The sequence below is a fragment of the Vibrio artabrorum genome, from assembly GCF_024347295.1.
Lineage (GTDB): Bacteria > Pseudomonadota > Gammaproteobacteria > Enterobacterales > Vibrionaceae > Vibrio > Vibrio artabrorum.
Genome location: NZ_AP025458.1, coordinates 2,666,860 through 2,689,748, shown reverse-complemented (window position 1 = coordinate 2,689,748; position 22,889 = coordinate 2,666,860). Strand labels below are relative to the sequence as shown.

22 protein-coding genes and 1 riboswitch are annotated in these 22,889 nt (G+C 45.3%); of the genes, 11 read left to right on the top strand and 11 right to left on the bottom strand.

Going from position 1 to position 22,889, the window contains the following annotated elements; translation table 11 throughout:
* Positions 1 to 42: 42 nt before the first annotated feature.
* Both OCU36_RS12135 and OCU36_RS12130 read right to left on the bottom strand, forming a co-directional pair.
* Positions 43 to 333, bottom strand: a complete 291-nt coding sequence (locus tag OCU36_RS12135) for a DUF2607 domain-containing protein (RefSeq protein ID WP_261838209.1) — start codon at positions 331 to 333, stop codon at positions 43 to 45.
* Positions 334 to 423: 90 nt separating this feature from the next.
* On the bottom strand, positions 424 to 975 hold the full coding sequence (locus OCU36_RS12130) for a YtfJ family protein (RefSeq protein ID WP_261838208.1): 552 nt from the start codon (positions 973 to 975) through the stop codon (positions 424 to 426).
* 252 nt (positions 976 to 1,227) lie between these two features.
* Here OCU36_RS12130 and OCU36_RS12125 point away from each other — a divergent pair, with 252 nt between their 5' ends.
* Complete coding sequence (locus OCU36_RS12125; RefSeq protein ID WP_019821424.1) at positions 1,228 to 1,428, top strand: DUF1107 family protein; 201 nt, start codon at positions 1,228 to 1,230, stop codon at positions 1,426 to 1,428.
* Positions 1,429 to 1,536: 108 nt separating this feature from the next.
* On the opposite strand, the gene msrA is transcribed toward OCU36_RS12125, so the two are convergent.
* Positions 1,537 to 2,166, bottom strand: coding sequence for a peptide-methionine (S)-S-oxide reductase MsrA (gene msrA / locus OCU36_RS12120; protein WP_261838207.1), 630 nt, complete (start codon positions 2,164 to 2,166; stop codon positions 1,537 to 1,539).
* A gap of 195 nt (positions 2,167 to 2,361) precedes the next feature.
* Here msrA and tamA point away from each other — a divergent pair, with 195 nt between their 5' ends.
* The 4 genes from tamA to OCU36_RS12100 all read left to right on the top strand — a co-directional run bounded on the left by tamA (position 2,362) and on the right by OCU36_RS12100 (position 8,670).
* Positions 2,362 to 4,074 carry an autotransporter assembly complex protein TamA gene (gene tamA, locus OCU36_RS12115; protein WP_261838206.1) on the top strand — a complete coding sequence of 571 codons (1,713 nt, stop codon included), beginning with the start codon at positions 2,362 to 2,364 and terminating at the stop codon, positions 4,072 to 4,074.
* Positions 4,071 to 7,823: an autotransporter assembly complex protein TamB gene (gene tamB / locus OCU36_RS12110; protein WP_261838205.1), complete on the top strand. Its 3,753-nt coding sequence runs from the start codon at positions 4,071 to 4,073 to the stop codon at positions 7,821 to 7,823. Before tamA ends, tamB begins: the two co-directional genes overlap by 4 nt.
* A 53-nt stretch (positions 7,824 to 7,876) precedes the next feature.
* Positions 7,877 to 8,236, top strand: coding sequence for a gamma-glutamylcyclotransferase family protein (locus OCU36_RS12105; protein WP_261838204.1), 360 nt, complete (start codon positions 7,877 to 7,879; stop codon positions 8,234 to 8,236).
* A gap of 77 nt (positions 8,237 to 8,313) precedes the next feature.
* Positions 8,314 to 8,670 carry a DUF2799 domain-containing protein gene (locus OCU36_RS12100; RefSeq protein ID WP_261838203.1) on the top strand — a complete coding sequence of 119 codons (357 nt, stop codon included), beginning with the start codon at positions 8,314 to 8,316 and terminating at the stop codon, positions 8,668 to 8,670.
* Between the two features lie 98 nt (positions 8,671 to 8,768).
* Here OCU36_RS12100 and fbp read toward each other — a convergent pair whose 3' ends face one another.
* Positions 8,769 to 9,779, bottom strand: coding sequence for a class 1 fructose-bisphosphatase (fbp, locus tag OCU36_RS12095; protein WP_261838202.1), 1,011 nt, complete (start codon positions 9,777 to 9,779; stop codon positions 8,769 to 8,771).
* A gap of 271 nt (positions 9,780 to 10,050) precedes the next feature.
* Here fbp and mpl point away from each other — a divergent pair, with 271 nt between their 5' ends.
* From mpl to thiQ, 5 genes are all read left to right on the top strand, one after another.
* Positions 10,051 to 11,409, top strand: a complete 1,359-nt coding sequence (mpl, locus tag OCU36_RS12090; protein ID WP_261838201.1) for a UDP-N-acetylmuramate:L-alanyl-gamma-D-glutamyl-meso-diaminopimelate ligase — start codon at positions 10,051 to 10,053, stop codon at positions 11,407 to 11,409.
* A 37-nt stretch (positions 11,410 to 11,446) separates the two neighbouring features.
* Positions 11,447 to 12,070 carry a flavin prenyltransferase UbiX gene (locus tag OCU36_RS12085; protein ID WP_261838200.1) on the top strand — a complete coding sequence of 208 codons (624 nt, stop codon included), beginning with the start codon at positions 11,447 to 11,449 and terminating at the stop codon, positions 12,068 to 12,070.
* Positions 12,071 to 12,113: 43 nt separating this feature from the next.
* Positions 12,114 to 12,233: riboswitch (TPP riboswitch) on the top strand.
* A gap of 53 nt (positions 12,234 to 12,286) precedes the next feature.
* Complete coding sequence (gene thiB, locus OCU36_RS12080; protein ID WP_261838199.1) at positions 12,287 to 13,279, top strand: thiamine ABC transporter substrate binding subunit; 993 nt, start codon at positions 12,287 to 12,289, stop codon at positions 13,277 to 13,279.
* 119 nt (positions 13,280 to 13,398) lie between these two features.
* Positions 13,399 to 15,012, top strand: coding sequence for a thiamine/thiamine pyrophosphate ABC transporter permease ThiP (thiP, locus tag OCU36_RS12075; protein WP_261838198.1), 1,614 nt, complete (start codon positions 13,399 to 13,401; stop codon positions 15,010 to 15,012).
* Positions 15,012 to 15,716, top strand: coding sequence for a thiamine ABC transporter ATP-binding protein (thiQ, locus tag OCU36_RS12070; protein ID WP_261839736.1), 705 nt, complete (start codon positions 15,012 to 15,014; stop codon positions 15,714 to 15,716). Before thiP ends, thiQ begins: the two co-directional genes overlap by 1 nt.
* A gap of 125 nt (positions 15,717 to 15,841) precedes the next feature.
* Here the strand turns inward: thiQ and yjgA are convergent, their stop codons facing one another.
* The gene (yjgA, locus tag OCU36_RS12065; protein WP_261838197.1) at positions 15,842 to 16,366 is read right to left on the bottom strand and encodes a ribosome biogenesis factor YjgA; all 525 of its coding nucleotides are present in this window, start codon (positions 16,364 to 16,366) and stop codon (positions 15,842 to 15,844) included.
* Between the two features lie 118 nt (positions 16,367 to 16,484).
* Between yjgA and pmbA the strand changes: the two genes are divergently transcribed.
* Positions 16,485 to 17,828 (top strand): metalloprotease PmbA, encoded by a 1,344-nt coding sequence (gene pmbA, locus OCU36_RS12060; protein ID WP_261838196.1) that lies wholly within the window; start codon positions 16,485 to 16,487, stop codon positions 17,826 to 17,828.
* Positions 17,829 to 17,925: 97 nt separating this feature from the next.
* On the opposite strand, the gene mgtE is transcribed toward pmbA, so the two are convergent.
* The 6 genes from mgtE to OCU36_RS12030 form a co-directional block, all read right to left on the bottom strand.
* Positions 17,926 to 19,281 carry a magnesium transporter gene (mgtE, locus tag OCU36_RS12055; protein WP_261838195.1) on the bottom strand — a complete coding sequence of 452 codons (1,356 nt, stop codon included), beginning with the start codon at positions 19,279 to 19,281 and terminating at the stop codon, positions 17,926 to 17,928.
* A 148-nt stretch (positions 19,282 to 19,429) separates the two neighbouring features.
* Entirely contained in the window at positions 19,430 to 19,705 is a 276-nt protein-coding gene (locus OCU36_RS12050; RefSeq protein WP_261838194.1) for an HPr family phosphocarrier protein, read from the bottom strand.
* Positions 19,706 to 19,716: 11 nt separating this feature from the next.
* On the bottom strand, positions 19,717 to 20,577 hold the full coding sequence (gene rapZ, locus OCU36_RS12045) for an RNase adapter RapZ (protein WP_261838193.1): 861 nt from the start codon (positions 20,575 to 20,577) through the stop codon (positions 19,717 to 19,719).
* A gap of 1 nt (position 20,578) precedes the next feature.
* Positions 20,579 to 21,040: a PTS IIA-like nitrogen regulatory protein PtsN gene (ptsN, locus tag OCU36_RS12040; RefSeq protein WP_261838192.1), complete on the bottom strand. Its 462-nt coding sequence runs from the start codon at positions 21,038 to 21,040 to the stop codon at positions 20,579 to 20,581.
* A gap of 1 nt (position 21,041) precedes the next feature.
* Entirely contained in the window at positions 21,042 to 21,329 is a 288-nt protein-coding gene (gene hpf, locus OCU36_RS12035; protein ID WP_261838191.1) for a ribosome hibernation promoting factor, read from the bottom strand.
* Positions 21,330 to 21,401: 72 nt separating this feature from the next.
* A complete protein-coding gene (locus OCU36_RS12030) occupies positions 21,402 to 22,862 on the bottom strand; it encodes an RNA polymerase factor sigma-54 (protein WP_261838190.1) in 1,461 nt (486 codons plus the stop codon).
* Positions 22,863 to 22,889: the final 27 nt, after the last annotated feature.

Sequence of the window (22,889 nt, the reverse complement as noted above, 5' to 3'; positions counted from 1 at the left end):
GTTTTTTTTCCTGAATAAAGATTAATTAAAAAATAGTGGTAATTAAGCGATCTTGACAGGAGGTGAACGGGCTAAATAAGCGAAATACAGGCGCTGTAACGGAATGACAGACTCTGTGATAGCGACCGTAAATGCTGAAGGAAATTCTGGAAGCTGGGGAAGTGAGTGTGGCGTAATGAGCTGATTTATCGAAAATAGCTCACAGTGATGCGAAGTATGGTGCTCTGGGATGATATCTACAATGTGTGTTGCTGCTAGCACACTGAGCATGAGCATCAACCCAAGCAAGAAGCCTGTTTTGCGTTTCACATTGTTCGGTGTGTTTTGCCACATGAGGATGATTAACCACAGAATTTAAAAAGGATATTGTTATAATATAACAATATCCTTTGGTCAGGTCTCGAAAAAGACGTGAATATCTGATTAAAGATTCGCTTTAATCAACTCAATCACTTGACTGACCTCTGATTCGTTCAATACACCTTCTTTAACAAACAAGAGGTTACCTTGCTTGTCTTGCACGATAATCGCTGAGCTTTGTTCTTTTAATGCCCATGATGACGCGACGGTACCGTCTTCATCTAGGACCATAGAAGACCATGGAAACTCTTCTTTGCTACTTTCGGCAGAAGATTTAACAAAAGACCCTGTCCCCCAAATCGCATCATCTTGGTTGATGATGGTGGTGGTTTGGTAGCTGTCTTCTGAAAACTTCGATGCTGTAATGGCTGCCATCAATGGTGCATTAAGTTCTTTAGAGCTGCTGCGGCCAGCGATAGCTTGAATGACGCGAACTTTACCTAAAAGATCATGGGTTGACCAAGATTGATAATCGGTCTTTCCATCGTTGAGGATGATTTCACCATAGCGACTAACATCAACCGCTGGTAGGGGAGCCCCTACTGATAGATTGTGAGCATTAGCAAAGAGTGGAGAGGCTGCGGCTAATAAAGCCAGTAGAGTTTTGTTTTTCATTATATTTTTGTTCCGCTTATGGGGTTGCTCTGGAAGTATAATATGAAATTTTAAAAATGCCTCTTTAACTTTTTATCGTACGATGTGAAAGCAAGTTGCATATATGTTGCTGGAATGTATAATGCATCAATGTCGAGATGAACCATAGATTATCTCGCTGTTTGCTAACGGATTTAGCGATTGTATGTGCTTGGAACTTGGTGATGGTGCCTGGTTGATCACTGTTGTACTCAAATGGAATTGAGGTTGCTTATGTTAAGAAAATTTTCGACTTACCGCCCACATCAGGTGGCGCGTTTCGTTAAAGTCCTGTTCAAGGGCCAGTTTGCGATTGAAGGTGTGGGAGAGTTTCGCTTTGATCAAGGCAAGGTGTTGCTTCCTGAAGTCTCTGACAAACAAAAGCTCACGATTTTTAAAGAAGTGAACGGCACAATTGCAGCACTGCCAGTGTAACTGACGTTCATTGAGTGGTTTTTATCAAATAGATGAACAGCGAAAAGGGCTTTCTAATGGAAGCCCTTTTTTAATGCGTGTCGTTCTTGTTGGTATGCTAGCTGCACTTTATTGTGGCGGGAAGCAGACCCCCGTTCCACCCAACCCGCAATAACCATTCGGGTTTTTCGCTAAGTATTGCTGGTGGTATGTTTCTGCGAAAAAATATTTTCCAGCAGGCAGAACTTCCGTGGTGATCTCGTTGCCTAATGATTCAGTTATGGCTTGTTGATATTGAAGTTTAGAGTGCTCAGCGATAGCCTGTTGCTCTTCATTGAAGGTGTAGATCGCGGAGCGATATTGAGTTCCTAAATCGTTGCCTTGGCGCATCCCTTGAGTGGGATCATGACGTTCCCAAAAGGTCTCAAGCAACGTTGCTAATGAAGTTTTTTCGTTATCGAAAATCACGCGAACCACTTCGGTATGACCGGTTTGCCCTGTACATACTTGTTCATATGTGGGATTCGCTGTGTACCCCCCAGCGTAACCAACGGATGTTGAAATAACGCCATCCAATTGCCAAAACAAACGTTCAGCTCCCCAGAAGCACCCCATACCGATCAGGACTTCTTGTTGAGAGCCTGTTGGCGAGTCCTGTAGGTCAGTTTGATTGACGAAATGACGTTCGGTGATCTGGATTGGGTCAGCATTCCCCGGTAATGCGGTTGCTGCAGAAACCCGTTGTTGTTTATTTAGCATGTTATATTCCTTTTCGCATAGGTTTACCGCGCTGTCTTTTATTTACTGTGAGCTCATATTAACGGTCGGTCAATATTGAATAAGCCTTGAAATTAGACCGTGTTATTCCCGGATTTATTACAGACTCAATGCCTTTTTAGCGGTATTATTTCTTTTCACTTATTAACGTTTTGAGAACGTCTTCACCAATTAAACATGATAAGAAAAACTTTACCAGTTCTGATTGGCACTCTACTGTCATCGACACTTGCTTATGCTGACACATCCCTAGATATTCAAGGGCTTGATGGCGCGCTTGAGGATAATGTCGATGCTTATCTGAGTGCGATCCCTGAAGAAGACTATTCGGTTTCATTAAGGTTCCAATCTCGCTTGGAATCTATGATTAAAGATGCGTTGAGTGCGTTGGGTTACTACCAACCGAGTATCACCTTTTTTCCTTCAGAAGATGGCACTGAGCTTACTGTTACCGTTGAACCTGGCGCTCCTGTTCTTATCTATGTTTCGGATATCGTTCTGAGTGGTGAAGCGAGCGATGATCCTGATTTCCTAGCGTTGATCGCTAAGAGTCAACTGTCTAAAGGTTCGACCCTGAATCATGGAAATTATGATTCTTTGAAATCATCAATACGTAACCTTGGATTAGCGAAAGGTTATTTTGATGGTGCGTATGAACTCAGTAAGCTAGAGGTGGCTCCCGAATTAAATCGTGCTTATGTTCGTCTTCATTATAACAGTGGCATTCGTTATCACTTTGGTGCGACTCAGGTTACCGGAAGCCAAATCAATGATGATAAGGTTCAATCACTCAAACCCTTTGAAGATGGCGAACCTTATTCGATTACTAAAGTTGGCGAGTATAACCAAAACTTATCTAATACGGATTGGTTCTCTTCTGTGTTTGTTGAGCCTGATTTAAGCCAATTGGGTGGCGGTCGAGAAATTCCAATGAGGGTAAGTCTTGCACCGCAGGCGCGTAATCAAATCGAAACCGGCATCGGGGTTTCAACCGACCTTGGTATCAAAGGAACCCTCAAATGGAAGAAGCCTTGGGTTAACGAACAAGGTCACAGTTTCAATAGTAGCCTATCTATTTCTAAGCCAGAGCAGACCATTACGGCAACTTATAAAATTCCGTTGGATGATGTGCTTCATGACTATTATCAAATCAAGTACGGCATGAAAAACTTGGATAATCGTGATACGAAGAGCTTGGAATCAAACCTGGCGTTAGAAAGACATTGGCGTCTCGATAATGGTTGGCAACGCACGGTGTCCATTCGATATTTGGTCGAGAACTATGAGCAAGGTTTACAAGACGATTTAGCACAATTTGTGTTGCCGGGTATCTCTTTCTCTCGAACTCGAACTCGTGGGGGGGCTATGCCAATGTGGGGAGATAAGCAAACCATCATGGTTGAAGCCGGCGATGACTCCTTGTTGTCTGAAACTAGAGTCGTACGTTTTCAAGGGCAAACGGCATGGATCCGAAGTCTCGGTAACAATCACCGAGGTTTAACTCGACTTCAGTTTGGCGGAAACTTTGCTGATGAGTTTGACAAACTGCCGCCCTCACTGAGGTTCTTTGCCGGGGGGGATAACAGTATCCGTGGTTATGGGTATGAGTCTATCTCTCCTCGAGATCAAAGTGGTGCATTGACGGGAGCAAAATACATAGCAACCAGTTCGTTTGAATACCAATATCGTTTGGTAGGAAACTGGTGGGGGGCCGTCTTCTATGATATGGGTGACGCATTCAATGATTCACCGGAATGGAAGCATGGTACTGGGGTTGGGGTTCGTTGGGCATCGCCTGTCGGTCCCGTGAGTTTAGACTTTGCTTGGGGCCTAGATGCGGAGAAAGGTGATGAGTTCCGGTTACACTTTAGTTTAGGGCCAGAATTATGATCAAAGTGATGGGCAAATACATTAAGTGGACGTCGATTTCATTGACGTCTATTTTGCTGTTGTTGATCGCCCTGATCGGTTTTGTTTTGTTCACCAACCCAGGGTTGAACACTGTACTTTGGGGCGCAGAAAAAGCATTACCACAACTCAAGGTTGAAAGTACTAAAGGGGCTCTGTTCCCAAGCTTTACGCTGAATAATGTCCAATTCAAAGATGACAGCCTGCATATCGATACTAAGGTTGAAAAATTGGCCTTGGCTATTAACCCTCGTTGCCTGCTTGACCCTAAGCTATGTGTTGACCGCTTCGCCATTCAAGGGCTCGACTTTACCTTAACGAAACAGCCACCAGCCTCTTCTGAAGACACCGAACCCACTCCGCCGGTAACCTCGGTTAAAATTCCGCTACCGATTGTGATTAATCGTATTGCCTTGTCTGATATTAAGCTGAATATTTTGGGGAATAAAATTGAGTGGGGTCTGTTTTCTACCGCTTTGAGCATGCAGGGTGAAAAGCTGACGGTATCACCCACCTTATTCAATGACCTCAAGGTTAAGCTTGCTGAATCGACAGAAGAACCACAAGCAGAAACGGTGGAGCCTGAGACCGCCACTAAAACAGCTATTGAATTGCCTGAAGTCTGGATACCTTTACAGGTCGTGTTAGAGCGATTTGATCTCAACCGTTTTACCTTAGAGCAAGAAACCCCCATTGTTGTGAACCACCTTGGGCTTGAGGCGCGCGCGGGTAAACATACGGTGGATGTGTCAATGCTTGAACTCGATATGCCACAAATAAACGCGAACCTAGCGACGAAGGTTGAGCTCAAAGGGGGCTACCCACTAGATCTTTCTTTAGATGCATTAGTCAAAGAAACGGATCTTGCTGGCCAGAAATTATCGCTGAACGCGCACGGCAGCGTGGCTAAGCTGAGCCTTGATTCTCAACTTTCTGAATTGATTGAGGCAAAAATTTCGGGTGATATTCAACCTTTAGAACCGACACTGCCATTTGACCTCCTTTTAGAAGGTGGCCAAGCGCAGTGGCCTCTTACCGGTAAAAGTGATTACCAAGCGGCGATTGAGAAACTCAAAGCCGATGGAACGTTAGATGGTTTTAATGTGCAGCTTAAAGGCGAAGCGGATGGTAAGGATATTCCGGCTCTCGCCATCGACCTACAAGGCAAAGGTTCAAAGGAGAATATTGATCTTGAGCGCCTTAACCTGAAGACTTTGGGGGGGGAGCTAAATGGTGTGGTCAAAGCCAATTGGAAAACATTAGTTCACTGGCAAGCCAAGGTGACATTACACGACATTCAACCAGGGATACAGTGGCCTGAAGCCGAAGGTAGAATGAGTGGAAGCATTGTGACTTCGGGCGAACTGACGGAAGCTGGAGGATGGGCGGTTGAGTTGCCTAAACTCGATATTGAAGGGATTTTGCGAGAATACCCACTGGACATTGAAGGGCAGTTGTCGGCATCGGATCGCAATGCGAGTGGTGAACCGAAACTGAAAACCAGTGGTTTGCGCATAGCTCATGGTGTGAACTCGATTACGGCGCAGGGGCAACTTGATAAGCAATGGAATATGGGGATTGCTGTTCATTTCCCTGAACTCGCCAAAAGTATCCCTGATCTGAAAGGTAAAGTGATGGGGAACATTCAATTGAGCGGCCCCACACAAGAGCCGGAAGTCAATCTGGCTTTAAATGTTAATCAGGTTGATTGGAAGAACGAAGCGACACTTGATTCGCTGTCGCTTAATGGTTCTTTTGTGCCACTGCCGCACCCTCTGGCCGATCTCGAATTAAAAGCCAAGCACTTAACTTATCAAGACCAAAGTGTAGAAAGCATCGACTTAACGGTGAGTGGGGGCGAGAAACAACACACCGTGGCACTGGACGTCGTATCGGACATTGTGTCTGCAAGTTTGGCGGTCTCTGGTGAGCTGATTCAAAAACCGTCTCTTATTTGGAATGGCTCATTAGATCGAGTCAAAATCACCACAGAGCAGGGACCTTGGGTATTAGAGCAACCCGTCGCGATTAAGGCTGATGTCGACAAGCAGTTTGCCGATGTACAAGCACATTGTTGGAAACAGTCTAATTCGCGCGTGTGTTTGGATGAAGATGTTCATGTTGGTCAGTCAGGTGAGGTGAAGTTGACGATTAAACAATTCGACTTCGAGCAGATTAAAGCCTTTTTACCTAAAGAGACGCAACTGCAAGGTTTCGTCAATGCCACGGCCCATGCCAAATGGTCGCAACAACAGCAACCAGAGGTAACCGTAAGTGTTGATATGCCAAAAGGTCAGGTTACTCAACAAATCGGAGAGACGATCACGCTCGGTTGGGACAGCGTTGTATTGAATGCTCAATTAAAAGACAACCAGTTGAAAGCCGACTTTAACCTGGATGTGTCTGATAATGGTGATTTATCAGGAGTGGTGTCGTTACCGGATATTCGTGTTGAAGACAAACAGCTCGATGCGGCAATTAAATTGACGGCATTTCATTTGGATTTCTTACAGCCTATTCTCGGCGAATATAGTCGGTTGAAAGCGGTTCTTGAGAGCGATCTCAAAGTGAAAGGTTCTTTGATGCACCCTCAAGTCTTTGGTCAATTTGCCGTTGATGAGATTCAGGTTCATGGTGATTTCACACCCGTTGATATTGAAGATGGCCGGATTGACCTCGACTTTGACGGCTATCGTGCAAAGCTGGATGCCAATATTGAGACGCCTGATGGTCACCTCGATATCGAAGGTGGAGGGGATTGGCAAGACCTTCAAGCATGGCACTCCAATGTTAGAGTTTTTGCTGATGGGTTGATGGTTGATATTCCCCCTATGGTTAAGGTCAAGGTCGTTCCTGATATGACTATTGATGTCACTCCGGGCCTTGCGAAAATTACGGGTGATATTGCTTTACCTTGGGGGCGAATTGTTGTCGAAGACTTACCGCCTTCTGCGGTGGGTGTTTCTTCTGATCAAGTCATCTTGAATAAAGATCTTAAGCCAGCAAACGAAGATACGATGCCATTTGATGTGGTGACCAATATTAATCTTTTGATTGGTAATGACGTTAAACTTTCTGCTTTTGGCCTCAAGGGGGGCTTAGTCGGTAAGCTGAATGTCGCTCAAAAAGATCAAGGCCCATTTATCACGGGTGAAGTGAACATCGTCAACGGTACTTATCGATCATTTGGACAAGATCTGTTGATCGAAAAGGGTAAGATTTTAATGAATGGACCTCCGGATCAGCCCTACGTAGCAATCAGTGCGATACGCAACCCAGATAATACTCAAGATGATGTGACTGCTGGGATTCGGGTGACAGGCCCGGCGACAGAACCGAACATCGAGATTTATTCTGAACCCGCCATGCCACAAGCGAACGCGCTATCTTATCTTTTGCGTGGTCAAGATATCGATGGAGAGTCAGGGAGCGCGATGACAACGACTTTAATTGGCTTAAGCTTAGCGAAGAGCGGTAAGGTGGTTGGTGAAATCGGTGAAGCATTTGGTGTACAGGACTTACAACTGGATACAGCAGGCTCGGGGGATGACTCTCAAGTGACAGTGAGTGGTTATATTCTTCCAGGCTTACAGGTGAAGTATGGTGTGGGTATCTTTAACTCGTTAGGGGAGTTTACGGTGCGTTATCGATTGATGCAGGACCTTTACGTTGAAGCGGTATCGGGCTTAGACAGTGCCGTTGACCTTCTTTATCAATTTGAATTCGAGTAGAGGCATCGGCATCCACTTGTTGGCATGTAAATCGAAAGGCTTATGGAGTATTTATGCAGCATCTTGTTTTCGTCTATGGAACATTGAGAAAAGCGCAATCTAACCATCACTATTTGGAACAGTCTGAGTATTTAGGCACGTTTAACACGCCAGAAAGTTATGCGCTTTTTGATTTAGGTGCATATCCGGCGATGATTTCTGGAAATAAAAGTATCGTTGGCGAGGTCTATCTCATTAACGACGACGTTTTGGCATTACTCGATCGGTTAGAAGAAGTTCCGGTTGAGTATCGTCGTGAGCAAATCGAGACTATATTTGGAGTAGCGTGGGTATATTTATATCAGCGTGATCTCACAAGGAATGAACCAATACTTTCAGGTGACTGGTGTAAGTCAAACAACCGCTTTAGTTGATGAACTACTGAGAGCATTCTGACGTATTAGTGAACAGTCTCGACATAGGCTAATCATATTTTCATTAGGAGGAAATTATGAAATATCTACTAGTAGTATTATCGGTAATGCTATTTGGTTGTGCGCAAACTCCACCCCCAACGTCATCTAATACCATGGATTGGCAGACTTTTGGTGAAGAAACAGCGTTGAAAGGCAAAACCAAACAAACGGAAGCCAGCCTGGCTGAAGCGGCGTCTACACCATCCATTGATGCAAACTTGTATGCTGCTTATGGTCAAGGCTATGAAGTGGGAAAAACTCAGTATTGCTCTCAAAACCCAAGAGCGTTAGGGCGTCGCGGTGAGAGTTACTTTGGTATCTGTGATGATATCGATAAATGGTTCCGCTTCCACTTTGAGCGGGGGGCAGAATCAAAATATAGTGTTCGATAACCCGGCTTTACCCTAAAAAAGATATCACGAACAACGAAAAGCCAGCATGTGAATGCTGGCTTTTTAATGGCGCTCATTTCGATCAATAAGCGAGATAATTAGTCCGGGTAAAGCTCAAGAAGTTCTTCGACTTTTCGTACCATACTGGTTGAACCGACAAAGAAAGGAACTCGTTGATGCAGTTCGGTTGGCTTAATATCCAGAATGCGTTGAACTCCATCTGAAGCGATACCACCGGCCTGTTCTATAATAAATGCCATTGGGTTGCACTCATAAAGTAAACGTAGCTTGCCTTGAGGGTGGCTTTGAGTACTTGGGTATAAATAGATACCGCCTTTTAGAAGGTTACGGTGGAAGTCTGAGACCAGCGAACCGATATAGCGGGATGAGTAAGGACGGTTATCGTTAGGCTCATTCTCTTGGCAGTATTTGATGTATTTTTTAACCCCTGTCGGGAAGCGGAAGTAGTTCCCTTCGTTGATCGAATAAATCTGACCTTTATCTGGAATCATCATGTTTTCATGAGATAGATAGAATGTCCCCAGCGATGGGTCGTAGGTAAAACCATTCACTCCGGCCCCGGTTGTGTAGACAATCATGGTAGAAGAGCCGTAAACCACGTAGCCTGCGGCGACTTGTTTGTGTCCGGGTTGAAGGAAATCTTCTTGTGTGGGTGGAGTACCAATAGGGGAGACTCGACGATAGATTGAGAAAATGGTACCAACCGATACATTCACGTCAATGTTTGAAGAGCCATCAAGTGGGTCCATTAGAACCACGTATTTTGCATTTTTGTTGAGCTCTTTATTGAAAGCAACGGCTTCATCTTCTTCTTCACTTGCTACGCCACAAACTTGGTCTCGAGCTTCTAGAGCCGCTTTAAATTTGTCATTGGCGTAAAGGTCTAACTTTTGTTGCTCTTCACCTTGAATGTTGTCTGTACCAACAGCGCCAGTAATGTCGACCAGGCCGGCCTTGTTGATTTCTCGGTTAACAATTTTTGCAGCAAGACGAATGGATGACAAAAGGGATGAAAGATCACCACTTGCATGGGGAAAGTCATTTTGTTTTGCAACAATGAACTCACCAAGGGTGCGAATCTCAGACATGTTATTTCCTTAAACTTCTCTGAATATTAGGGGGGATTTGAGCACAGTAGAATTGGCCTCTTGAGTGGGCTTTATTCATCTAGACGCTTACCCTAAATTCTAAAGCTAAGATCTTTTTAATGGTAATGAACTAAGCGATACAGATCTCACTTACTATGTCGACTCAATTTGTTTTGCATTGCTACTCGCTTTTAATCACCATTTAATGATAATGGGCATAAGTAGTTTGATTTAGACATGGTTCATTGAGCCAAGCGTTTGGAAACAATATATGCATATTCATATCTTAGGAATTTGTGGCACCTTCATGGGTGGTGCTGCGGTATTGGCTCGTCAATTAGGCCACAAGGTTACGGGGAGTGACGCGAATGTTTATCCTCCAATGAGTACCTTGTTGGAATCTCAAGGGATTGAAATTATTGAAGGGTTTGACCCAAGCCAATTAGAGCCTAGGCCTGATCTGGTGGTGATTGGCAATGCGATGAGTCGTGGTAATCCATGTGTTGAGTATGTATTGGATAATAATCTTAGATACACCTCTGGTCCTCAGTGGTTGCAAGAATTTCTACTGCATGACCGCTGGGTTCTGGCGGTATCCGGCACACATGGCAAGACCACGACATCAAGCATGCTCGCTTGGATTTTAGAAGACTGTGGCTATGCGCCAGGCTTCTTAGTTGGCGGTGTGTTAGGTAACTTTGGTATCTCTGCTCGTCTTGGTGAAAGCATGTTCTTTGTGGTCGAAGCCGACGAATATGACAGTGCTTTTTTCGATAAACGATCTAAGTTCGTTCATTACCACCCAAGAACCTTGGTGATGAATAACCTAGAGTTCGATCATGCGGACATCTTTGACGATCTTGAAGCGATTAAGCGACAGTTCCATCATTTGGTGCGCACTGTGCCAAGCAACGGTCGCATTTTCTCACCTAAGCAAGATACTGCTATTCAAGATGTTCTCGCTCGCGGTTGCTGGAGTGAAACGGAATCGAGTGGCGATCTGGGTGACTGGGATGCCAAAAAGTTGGTTAAAGATGGCTCTCAATTTGAGGTCTACTTCCAAAATGAATGTGTTGGAACGGTAAACTGGGATTTAGTGGGCGACCATAACGTCAATAATGCCTTGATGGCAATTGCCGCGGCGCGACACGTGGGTGTGACTCCTGATCTCGCTTGTCAATCGTTGGCAACCTTTATTAATACGAAACGTCGTTTGGAGTTTAAAGGCGAAGTCGCTGGTGTTTCTGTTTATGACGACTTTGCTCATCACCCAACGGCGATTGAACTTACACTCGGCGGCTTACGTAATAAGGTTGACACTAAGAAGATCATCGCCGTGTTGGAGCCTCGTTCTGCCACTATGAAACGTGGTGTGCACAAAGAAACACTAGCCGATTCGTTGAAGCAAGCGGATTCTACCTACTTATTCCAACCGGATAACATTGATTGGTCGGTACAAGATGTCGCAGACGCTTGTCACCAACCTGCGCATGTCAATAATGACATGGAGGCACTTGTTGCTCAAATTGTCTCAGAAGCACAAGCGGGCGACCAAATATTGGTCATGAGTAATGGTGGTTTTGGTGGTATTCATCAGAAACTGTTGGATGCCTTGGCACTCAAAGGTTAACAGGCCCATAACCTTATTATTTGAAGTAATTGAGAACATGACAAAACACAATAAAGCGATAACACTCGCTTTCACTGGCGCATCCGGTGCGCCTTATGGACTGCGTTTACTTGAATGCCTATTGGCCGCTGATTATCAAGTCTACTTATTGATATCATCTGCAGCGCGCGTTGTATTGGCAACAGAGCATGAACTTAAGTTACCTGCTGGGCCTGATGCGGCAAAACAAGCCTTGGTTAAGCATTTAAGTTGCGATCCAGAAAAGCTGGTGGTGTGTGGCAAAGATGATTGGTTCTCACCCGTTGCCTCTGGCTCAGCCGCACCGAAGCAGATGGTGGTTTGTCCATGTTCTGCGGGCAGCTTGGCTTCCATTGCTCATGGTTTGTCGGATAACTTGATTGAACGAGCGGCCGACGTTGTCATGAAAGAGCGAGGTCAACTGTTGTTGGTGGTTCGTGAGACGCCATTTTCGACACTGCATCTAGAGAATATGCACAAGCTCTCAACGATGGGGGTGACGATTATGCCTGCGGCTCCGGGGTTTTATCATCAACCTCAGTCGATCGAAGATCTGGTTGATTTTATGGTCGCTCGCATCCTCGATCATCTGGGTATCGAACAAGGTTTAGTGCCACGTTGGGGGTACGATCAACGTCTTTGATCTAAACTTGATAGCTTATTGTTAAAAATCGAATTACAATTCTGAACACTCATCGGGGAGCAGACCATTCAAATAATGAATGCGAGCTGAGATCAAGCAAGCGCTTGGGACCCGTAAACCTGAACCAGATAATGCTGGCGTAGGAATTGAGTTAGGAACAACCTCTACCGTTCTCCTCCCTCAAACCTGTGCCGCTCAGACCATGGAGAGCGTCCAGTGAAATTCACATTAACAACTCTTGCTGTTACTACAGCCATCTCTTTTTCTGCCTTTGCCGCAGATAACACCTTAACCGTGTACACCTATGACTCTTTTGCAGCCGATTGGGGCCCTCGTCCAGTCATTGAAAAAGCATTCGAAGAAAAGTGTGGCTGTGATGTGAATTTTGTCGCACTAGAAGATGGTGTGTCGATTCTCAACCGCTTGCGCCTTGAAGGCGGTAATAGCAAAGCAGATATCGTTTTAGGTTTGGATAACAATCTGATGGCGGAAGCGAAAGCGACGGGCTTATTGGCTGAGCATAATGTTGATACGTCTTCAGTGACACTTCCTAATGGTTGGAACGATAGCACTTTTGTCCCTTACGACTTTGGCTACTTTGCGTTTATCTATAACAAAGAGAAATTAGCAAACCCACCTAAGAGCTTGAAAGAACTGGTTGAGCAGCGGGATGACCTCAAGGTTATTTACCAAGACCCTCGAACTTCAACGCCGGGCCAAGGCATGATGTTATGGATGAAGTCGGTATACGGTGATCAGGCGCCTGCCGCGTGGAAAAAGCTGGCGCAGAAAACAGTGACGGTGACGAAAGGTTGGTCTGAAGCTTACTCTATGTTCTTAAAGGGTGAGTCGGACTTAGTATTGTCTTACACAACATCTCCTGCTTACCACATCATTGCAGAAGGTGACACTAAGTACGCCGCCGCTAACTTTGAAGAAGGTCATTACATGCAAGTGGAAGTTGCAGCTAAGGTCAAAGGTAGCAAGAATGAAAAGCTTGCCGATGAGTTTATGGCGTTTATCTTAAGTGACGAGTTTCAATCGGCGATACCAACAGGTAACTGGATGTACCCAGTCACCAACATTGATTTGCCAAAAGGGTTTGAACAACTAACGGTACCGCAGAAAGCGTTAAGCTTTACGTCTGAAGAAATTGCCGCTAAGCGTAAGCCTTGGATTCGTGAATGGCAGAGTGCACTGACTTTTTAACTGACTATTTAAACAATGAGCTTTTTGACTGACATTAAAAAACTCAGCTTTCTGACTTCTGTATTTAAAGGTTCATTCGATATTCACTGAGTGGACCATTTACGGTAAAAAATCAATTTATGATAAAGAAAACACCTAAGGTTGGGGTATGGGTTGCACTACTCATTACCGCCTTCGTGGTTTCAGCAGTTGGGGCATTGCTTAGCAATGCCCCTTCTCTTGATATCAGCCAAGTATGGTCAGACCCTTACTATTGGCATGTGACGAAATTCAGCTTTTATCAAGCGACACTCTCAACAGTGCTGAGCGTTGGCTTTGCTATACCTATTGCTCATGCGTTGTGTCGCAGGCAATTTTGGGGACGTGCTTTGTTGTTAAGGCTGTTCGCCTCGACCTTAGTCCTGCCGGTGTTAGTCGGTGTGTTTGGTTTGCTTGCCATTTATGGCAATAGTGGTTGGTTAGCTAAATTTTTGGCGAATTTCGATATTGAACTGCCATTCTCGATTTATGGATTGACTGGCATTTTGCTCGCACATGTCTTCTTTAACCTGCCCTATGCCAGTCGCTTACTTTTACAAGCCTTAGATAGCGTACCTGCCGAGCAACATAAGCTGTGTGCTCATTTGGGTATGAGTCACTGGAATAAATTCAGGTGGGTCGAATGGCCTCGTTTAAGACAACAACTGCCTCATGTGTGTGGCTTAGTCTTCATGCTGTGCTTTACTAGCTTTGCTACCGTGATGGCACTCGGTGGCGGTCCGAAATCAACCACCATCGAGCTGGCCATTTATCAGGCGATTAAATTCGACTTTGACCTACAGGCTGGTGCTTTGCTCGCGATATGGCAAATGCTGCTGTGTGGTGTACTCGCGGTGAGCATTCAACGGCTATCGAAACCTATTTCAGTAACGGCCAGTCAATTGTCGGAAGAGAAATATTTGGTTAAGGACAGCGGGTGGTCAAAAGCTTGGGATGGCTTTTGGATCATCCTAGTCTCAATGCTGGTATTGCCGCCATTAGCCATGGTTATCGTCAGTGGTATTAATTCGCAAGCACTGACTGTACTCAGCAGCGAGCCGTTTTGGGCAGCGTTAATGACCTCAGTTAAAGTCGCGTCCTTGGCCAGTGTTATCGCGGTTGGTATTGGGATTGCGATACTGCTGACCAGCCGAGCATGGCGCTTACAGAATCAGAATTTTAAAGCCGATAAAATTGAGTTGATTGGCACTATTATCTTAGTGACTCCGGGGCTGGTGATCAGTACGGGTATCTTCTTATTGCTGCGTTCATTCACCGATGTTTTTAGCTTGGCTTTCTTTATTGTGATTGCCGTTAACAGCTTAATGGCGCTGCCTTATGTCATTAAAACCTTAGCTCAACCTATGCTGCATTTGTCTCAGCAGTACCAGTATGTGTGCGCAAGCTTAGGAATGGCAGGTTTTACGCGTTTTAGGCTAGTCGAGTGGCGGGCATTGCGTAAGCCGATGGCGCAAGCTTTCTCTATTAGCTTTATGCTAGCGATGGGTGACCTAAGCGCGATTGCTTTGTTTGGTAGCCAAGATTTTAGAACTCTGCCTTTGTACCTATTCCAATTGTTAGGCAGCTATCAAATGGAAGCGGCGGCGGTCGTATCGGTGAGCTTACTGTTACTGAGTGTCGGCAGCTTTAGCCTGATTGAATTTTTATTTACTCGAAGATCTAAGCTCGATGCTAAAGAGTTGAGGAACCGATGATGTTAGTAATGAAAGCGGTGGATTACCACTATCACCGAGAGTTGTTTCGCTTTGATTTTCAAGCGGAGCAGGGCGATATTGTGGCACTGATGGGACCGAGTGGTGCTGGTAAATCCACACTGTTAGCGTTAGTTGCTGGATTCATCGAGCCTACATCGGGGGAGATTTCAGTGGCTGGCCAATCGCTTATTGGTAAAGAGGCACACCAACGCCCGTTGGCGATGTTGTTTCAAGAACACAACCTGTTTGCTCATCTGACTGTGCGTGAAAATATTGGCTTAGGGTTGCATCCAGGTTTGAAGCTTAGCGCAACCCAAAAGCAAGCTGTGGAACAAGCTGCCGCGCAAGTTGGCGTCGCTGAGTATTTGGATAGATTGCCAGAGCACTTATCCGGCGGTCAACGACAGCGTGTCGCGTTAGCGCGTTGTTTTGTCCAACCTCATGATATTTGGCTGCTTGATGAACCTTTCTCTGCGCTTGATCCTTTGCTGCGTGAAGAGATGCTTGGCTTAGTAAAACGATTAGCAGCAGAGCGGAATATTACGGTTTTGATGGTGACTCACCATTTAGGTGACGCACGCAGTATCGCGAATAAGTTTGTGTTTGTGGCGCTAGGTAAGGTGTTGGTTGAAGACTCGATAGAGGCACTGACGACGGATCATCCGCAGCCTGAGTTAAGCTCATTTATTAAAGCGGGTGAGTGACGATTTAGCACTCTTGTGAGTACTTATTGATATTGAGTGCTTCTTGATATCGAGTGCGTCAAAAACAAAAAGACCTAGCGCATGCTAGGTCTTTTATTCACTCTATGAGCAAAGCGAGATAACGATCAGTCTTCTAGCTTTAGCTCTTTTAAGATTTGGAAGATCTCACGAGAAGACTTCGCAGGCTTGTTCGCGGATTTTTCTTTGTTAGCTTGTCGAGCCAGCTGACGAAGACGCTGACGGTCTGCTTCAGGGTACATTTCCATGACTTCTGAAATAGCCGCATCACCTTCTGCAACAACACGATCACGCAGTTGCTCAAGCTTATGTAGCTCGGCGGTTGCTTGTGAGTGCTTGTTACGAATCTTATCCAAAGCCGCTTGAATAGGCTCTGGATCGACATTACGCATTACTTTACCAATGTATTGAAGTTGACGGCGCTTTGCTTCATTTTTAAAGCGTTGTGCATCTTTAATCGCTTGTGCCAAATCTTCAGACAGCGGAAATTTGTCTAATACCGAAGGCTTAAGACCAACAAGCTCTTCTCCCAGCTTTTGCAGGGCATCCATGTCCGTTTTCATTTCTGTCTTACTTACCCAGATGATTTCTTCTTCTGGTTCCCATGGGGCTTTTTGGTTTTTGCGAGCCATCTTTTCTGCCTATGTCACTATCTCAAACGAATATATTGCCTATTTTAGCAAGAATCTTGGGGAGAAAGCGAAATTCTTGTTATCCTACGTAATATTGACCTAAAAAATTAGAATAGATATGGATGTAAAACAGCAAGTCGCCCAGCAAAGAGTTGAGCTAGAAGCCGCAGTAGCTAAAGCGTTGGATATGGCATCAGTGAGTGCTGACGCCGCTGAGGTCGCGATTACTAAGTCAACGGGTTTAAGTGTTTCAACACGTATGTGTGAAGTGGAAAACGTTGAATTTAATAGTGATGGTGCGCTAGGTATTACTGTTTATCGCGGCCAGAAAAAAGGCAGCGCATCTACATCTGATCTGAGTGAAAAGGCGATTGCTCAAACCGTCGCGGCTGCGCTTGATATCGCGCAGTACACTTCTGAAGACCCATTCGCCGGTCCTGCAGCAAAAGAATACATGGTAAAAGACATTCCAGACTTGGATCTTTTCCACCCTGATGAACCAAACCCTGACTATGCCGCGGAGATTGCGATTGCTGCTGAGAAGCAAGCGTTAGCTTATAGCGATAAGATCAAACAGAGTGATGGCGCAAGCTACGACAGCCACTATGGCGTTAAGGTTTATGGTAACAGCCATGGCTTACTAGCAAGCTACGCTTCAAGCCGTCATAGCACGAGCTGCTGTGTAATTGGACAAGGCGCTAACGGTGAAATGGAACGAGACTACAGCTACACCGTTGCACGTCACCGTGATGAGTTATGGACGCCTGAGCGCGTAGGTCAAGAAGCCGCAGAAAAGACCATTAGCCGTTTGGATGCGAAAAAGCTACCAACAGGCCAATACCCAATTATGTTTGCTAACGATGTTGCTACTGGCTTGATTGGCCACCTTGTGATGGCGATCAGTGGCGGTAATCTTTACCGTAAATCATCGTTCTTATTGGATCATCTCGGTCAGAAAATTTTACCTGACTGGTTTAACATTTCTGAGCGACCACATATCTTGCGTGGTTTGGCTTCAAGCCCATTTGATAGCGAAGGTGTGTTCACTCAAGATCGTGAAATCATCACTGATGGTGTTCTGGCGACTTATCTACTGACGAGTTACGCAGCACGTAAAATGGACATGACACCAACAGGCCATGCGGGTGGTATTCATAACTGGTTCGTTAAATCGACCGGCCAAAATTTTGAGCAGATGCTAAAAGAGTTGGGTACGGGTTTCCTAGTGACTGAAGTGATGGGCCAAGGCGTTAATACCGTAACGGGTGATTACTCTCGTGGCGCAGCGGGTTTCTGGGTCGAGAACGGAGAGATCCAATACCCAGTCTCAGAAGTCACAATCGCAGGTAACCTAAAAGAGATGTTTACTCAGATTGTTGCGGTTGGCAACGACGTTGAAACACGTTCGCAAATTCAAACCGGTTCTATCCTGCTTGAGTCGATGAAAGTCGCGGGTGAGTAATTTGCTTCAGTTTAAACATGAGCCTGAAGCTTAAATCTGATGCATTAAAAAGGGAGCCGATGGCTCCCTTTCTGTATTAACTGGGTCGGTAATCAAGCTAGATAAGTATGGTGGCTAAGCCTAAGAACACCGATAGGCCAATTACATCGGTTACTGTGGTCAGTGCCATACCGCCAGCAAGGGCTGGATCGATATTCATCTTCTTCAGCATCACAGGGATAGTGACCCCGGCAATACCTGCGACAATCAAATTGGTCATCATCGCTGCGGAGATGATGCCTCCCAATATCCAGTTGCCTTTCCAAGCGACCACGATACCACCAATGATAACAGCCCAGAGAACGCCATTTAGGAAGCCGATGGCCGCCTCTTTGAGTAGTAGTTCGCGTTTGTTACTGTCACCGATATGGCCGAGTGCCAAACCACGAATGACCAGAGCAACGGTTTGGTTGCCGGCGACACCACCCATTGACGGTACAATGGTCATCAGTACCGCAATCGCGGCCATTTGGTCGAGCGTTGCTTCAAACATATTCGATACTGATGCCGCAGCAAGGGCCGCGAGTACGTTAGCACCAAGCCACACACTGCGACGGCGAGCGGATTTGACGACAGGGGCGAAGGTATCTTCGTCATCGTCCATACCCGCCATACTCATCATTGAGTGCTCGGCATCTTCACGGATAACATCAACCACGTCATCGATAGTGATACGACCAACAAGGTGTTGATTGCTATCGACAACTGGCGCTGAAACCCAATTACGACGTTCGAACAGGCTTGCAATGTCAGAAGCGCTGGTTTCAACCGCAATTGCTTCGTCGGCATCCTCCATCACTTCGGAAACCGCCACATCAGGCTGAGTCGTTACCAGTGTCGTAAGCGAGAGGTTACCGATAAGACGTTCTTCTTCATCAATAACATACAGAGCATCGGTTGCATCGGGCAGTTCGCCACGCATACGCATGTAGCGCAATACAACGTCGACATCGACATCACCACGAATGGTGATCACATCGGTGTTCATCAGCGCACCCGCTGAATCTTCTGGGTACGATAGGGCGGTTTCAACTAATGCACGATCGACGGAGTCCATTTGAGAAAGGACTTCGCGAGAAACATCGTCAGGTAGGCTTCGAAGTACGTACGCGACGTCATCGGTTTCCATGCCTTCGGTTGCTTCAGCTAAGGTCTCCGGTGCCATTTTCGACACAAGAGCATCTTTGACGTCTTCGTTTAGTTCATCAAGAATTTCACCGTAGTCTTCAGGATCGGTGAGTTGCCAGAGTACGTCACGACTTTTGCGAGGGGAGGCTTCTAAAAGGTGTGCAATATCCTCAGGTTCCATGTCCTGAAGTTGTCGGCGTACGTGAACAAATCGGCCGTTTTCTAGGGCTTCGCTGACTTCTTGGAGGGTTTGGTGAGCTTGGTCGAATTCTAATTGCTCTGCCATATTTTCCTCCTATCTCATTATTCTAACAATGCGTGGAATAGTAACTTAATTCTGGGTCTTATTTAAATCATAAACTTAGATAGAACTAAGATTTAATATTGGTTAGTTCGTTGTTTGAGTTTTAGGTGTTGTGAGTGAAGCGTTTTTGCTACTCACCCTCATCAAATTTATCTTCAATAAGATGGCAGACGGCATCCAGTGCTTGTTGTGAGTCACTGCCTGCTGCTTGAATCGTGATGTGTTGCCCTTGTGCTGATTCCAGCATCAGTAGCCCCATAACGCTATCTGCGGTCGCGACTTTATCTTCTTCGCTATGGATGGTGATAGTGGCATCATAGCTTTGTGCAAGCTCAACCAATTTGACGGCCGCTCTCGCGTGAAGACCTAAACGGTTTTGGATCAGTACAGTACGAGTTAATTCCATGGCGAGCCCTGCTAATTTTTCTCTAATGAGGCATGTCGGATTTGAACTTGATGGCCAAGTTGTTCGAAGTGATCACCTATTTTTTGAGTAAGGTACACTGAACGGTGCTTACCGCCAGTACAGCCAATCGCAACGGTTAAATAGCTACGATTATTTTTTTCTAACATAGGCAGCCAATGCTCAATAAAGCTTTGGATCTGTTGTTTGAGTTCAAGAACTTCAGGGTGCTTCTCTAAAAATGAATGGATGGGAGCATCAAGGCCCGTTAATGGGCGTAGAGAAGGTTCCCAGTGAGGGTTAGGCAAAAAGCGAACATCAAATACGTAGTCAGCATCACTTGGCAGGCCATATTTAAAGCCGAAAGATTGAAAGACAATGATCAGCTCTTGCCTCTCTTTACCTTCCACTTTAAATCGAACCTTTTCGCTCAATTCGTAGAGGTTGCAGTCACTACTGTCAATAACAATGCAAGCTTGCTCTGCAAGAGGTGCCAAGAGCGTCTTTTCAATATCAATCGCTTGTTCAAGAGAGAGCTTGTCTTGGCCAATAGACAGAGGGTGAATTCGGCGTGTTTCGCTATAGCGCTTGAGTAGGGTCTGCTTGCTTGCATCGAGAAACAGCACGTTCATGTTAATGCCGTGGACAGATTCAAGCTGTTCTAGTGTTTCGGAGACCAACTGAGGATCTTTCGGCAGGTTGCGGATATCAATGCTAACGGCAACGTTTTGATTGCTCTCATTTACTGATTCTACAAAGTCGTTTAATAGGTTGACGGGTAGGTTATCAACGCAATAATACCCCAAGTCTTCAAGGACTCTTAGCGCTACACTTTTTCCGGCCCCTGATTGGCCACTAACCACGATTAGTCGCATGTTATTGCTCGCCAGTGGGTACTTGAACCATGATGTCGTAAAGCTCTTGATCACTTTGAGCATTGCGCAATTGTTTAAGTACCTGTTTGTTGTTAAGTCGTTCTGCCATACAAGAAAGGGTTTTTAGGTGTTCCTTGCACTGCTCACTTGGAACAAACAGAGCAAAGAGTAGATCGACAGGCCGATTGTCAATCGCATCAAATTCAATGGGATCTTGGCATTGCATTAACACAGCAATGGCTTTGTCACTGACGTTCATACGCGCATGGGGAATCGCGATACCATTTCCAATACCGGTAGTGCCCATTTTTTCGCGGCTCAACATGCACTCAAACAGTTCTGTTGAATCTTGACCACAGCTTTCTGCTGCGATCTGACTAATGAGCTCAAGGGCTCTTTTTTTGCTTGTGCATTGGACTGCACTTTTGGTGCAGTCCAATGAAAGTACTTCGCTTAATTGCATGTTAGTGATTACTTAGTTTTTCTTTGTGCTTGTTGAGTTGACGGACGAGTTTGTCAACCAGTGAATCAATCGCAGCATACATATTTTCATCTGTTGCTGCGGCATGAATCTCACCTTGATTTATGTGAAGGGTCGCTTCTGCAATTTGATTGATTTTCTCAACTTTTAAAACAACCTGAATGCTATTTATATGTTCAAAAAAGCGTTCAAGTTTGTCGAATTTCGTGTGAACATAGTCTTGCATTGAATCGGTAAGATCAACGTGATGGCCTTGAATATTGATTTGCATAGACTTTCCTTTTCAGTTAGTTGCCAGGTTAAAAGCAAACACATCGCTGACTAAACAGCGAACGTAATTTACTTATAGTAGGCGTTTACGCTGACTCGATGGGGCGATGCCCAGAGATTCACGGTACTTCGCTATCGTACGTCTAGCGACCTGTATCCCTTGGTCAGCCAGTAGGGCAGCAATCTTACTATCACTGAGAGGTTTCGCCGTATTTTCTGCCGCGACAAGTTTCTTAATGAGCGCGCGAATTGCTGTCGATGAACATTCACCACCATTGTCAGTGCTGACATGGCTTGAGAAAAAGTATTTGAGTTCGAAAATACCACGTGGCGTATGCATGAATTTTTGAGTCGTAACACGAGATATTGTCGACTCATGCATATCAACGGCGAGTGCAACATCGTTTAGAACCATTGGCTTCATCGCTTCTTCGCCATGTTCGAAGAAATCACGTTGATGTTCAACAATGCATCTCGCAACTTTGAGTAGCGTCTCATTTCGGCTCTCTAGGCTTTTAATTAGCCACTTAGCTTCTTGCAAGTTTGAGCGGATGTATTGATTGTCGGCGCTGTTGCCTTTGCTACTCAGACTGGCGTATTGCTGATTCACTTTCAGCTTCGGCACGCTATCCGGGTTTATGGTCACGACCCATTTACCAAGGTCTTTAAATACCGATACATCCGGAACCACATACTCAGTTTCATCCGGAGTAATCTTACTACCAGGGCGAGGGTCCAGTTGTTGAATCAGTTGCAAAACTTCACGCAGTTCTGCTTCTTTCAACTTGGTCTCTTTGATCACCAGTTTGTAATCGCGATTACCAAGCTGATCGATATGGCTAGTCAGTACTAACTTAGCTTCGTTGAGCCAAGGCGTATCTTGAGGGAAGGTGGCCAGTTGCAGTAACAAGCAATCTTGCAAATTGACTGAAGCGACCCCTAGCGGATCAAACTGCTGAATTCGTTTACGTACGGCTTCAATTTCATCCAGCTCGATCTCTTCATTGGCGAAGTTTTCAAGGATGTCTTCACAAGTTACAGTGAGGTAGCCGTAGTCATCAATCGCATCAATCAGTGTTAAAGCTATGCTTCTATCTGTTTCTGTAAATGGTGTTAAGTCGAGTTGCCAAAGCAGGTAATCGTGCAGGCTTTCCGTCGTTTCACCTTGGTACACAGGCATATCGTCATCAAGAGCAATGCCAGTGTTCCCAGTATTTGCGCTGTAAACGTCTTCCCAAGTTGTGTCGATCTCGAGTTCGTTGCCAATCTCTGATTTTTCGATTAAGTCTGAGCTATCGGGTAAGTCTTGCTCTGTGGTATCAACTGATTCTTTCTCGTCACTGCTAGGTTTTTCTTCTGACGTCGGTGCTTCTTCATTGCCTTCTTCGACATCGAGTAGTGGATTAGACTCAAGTGCTTCTTGAATCTCTTGCTGCAAATCTAATGTCGACAATTGCAACAAACGAATCGCTTGCTGCAATTGAGGCGTCATTGCTAACTGTTGGCCTAACTTAAGTTGTAATGAGGGTTTCATTCAGTATTACTTACCTAGTTATTATTC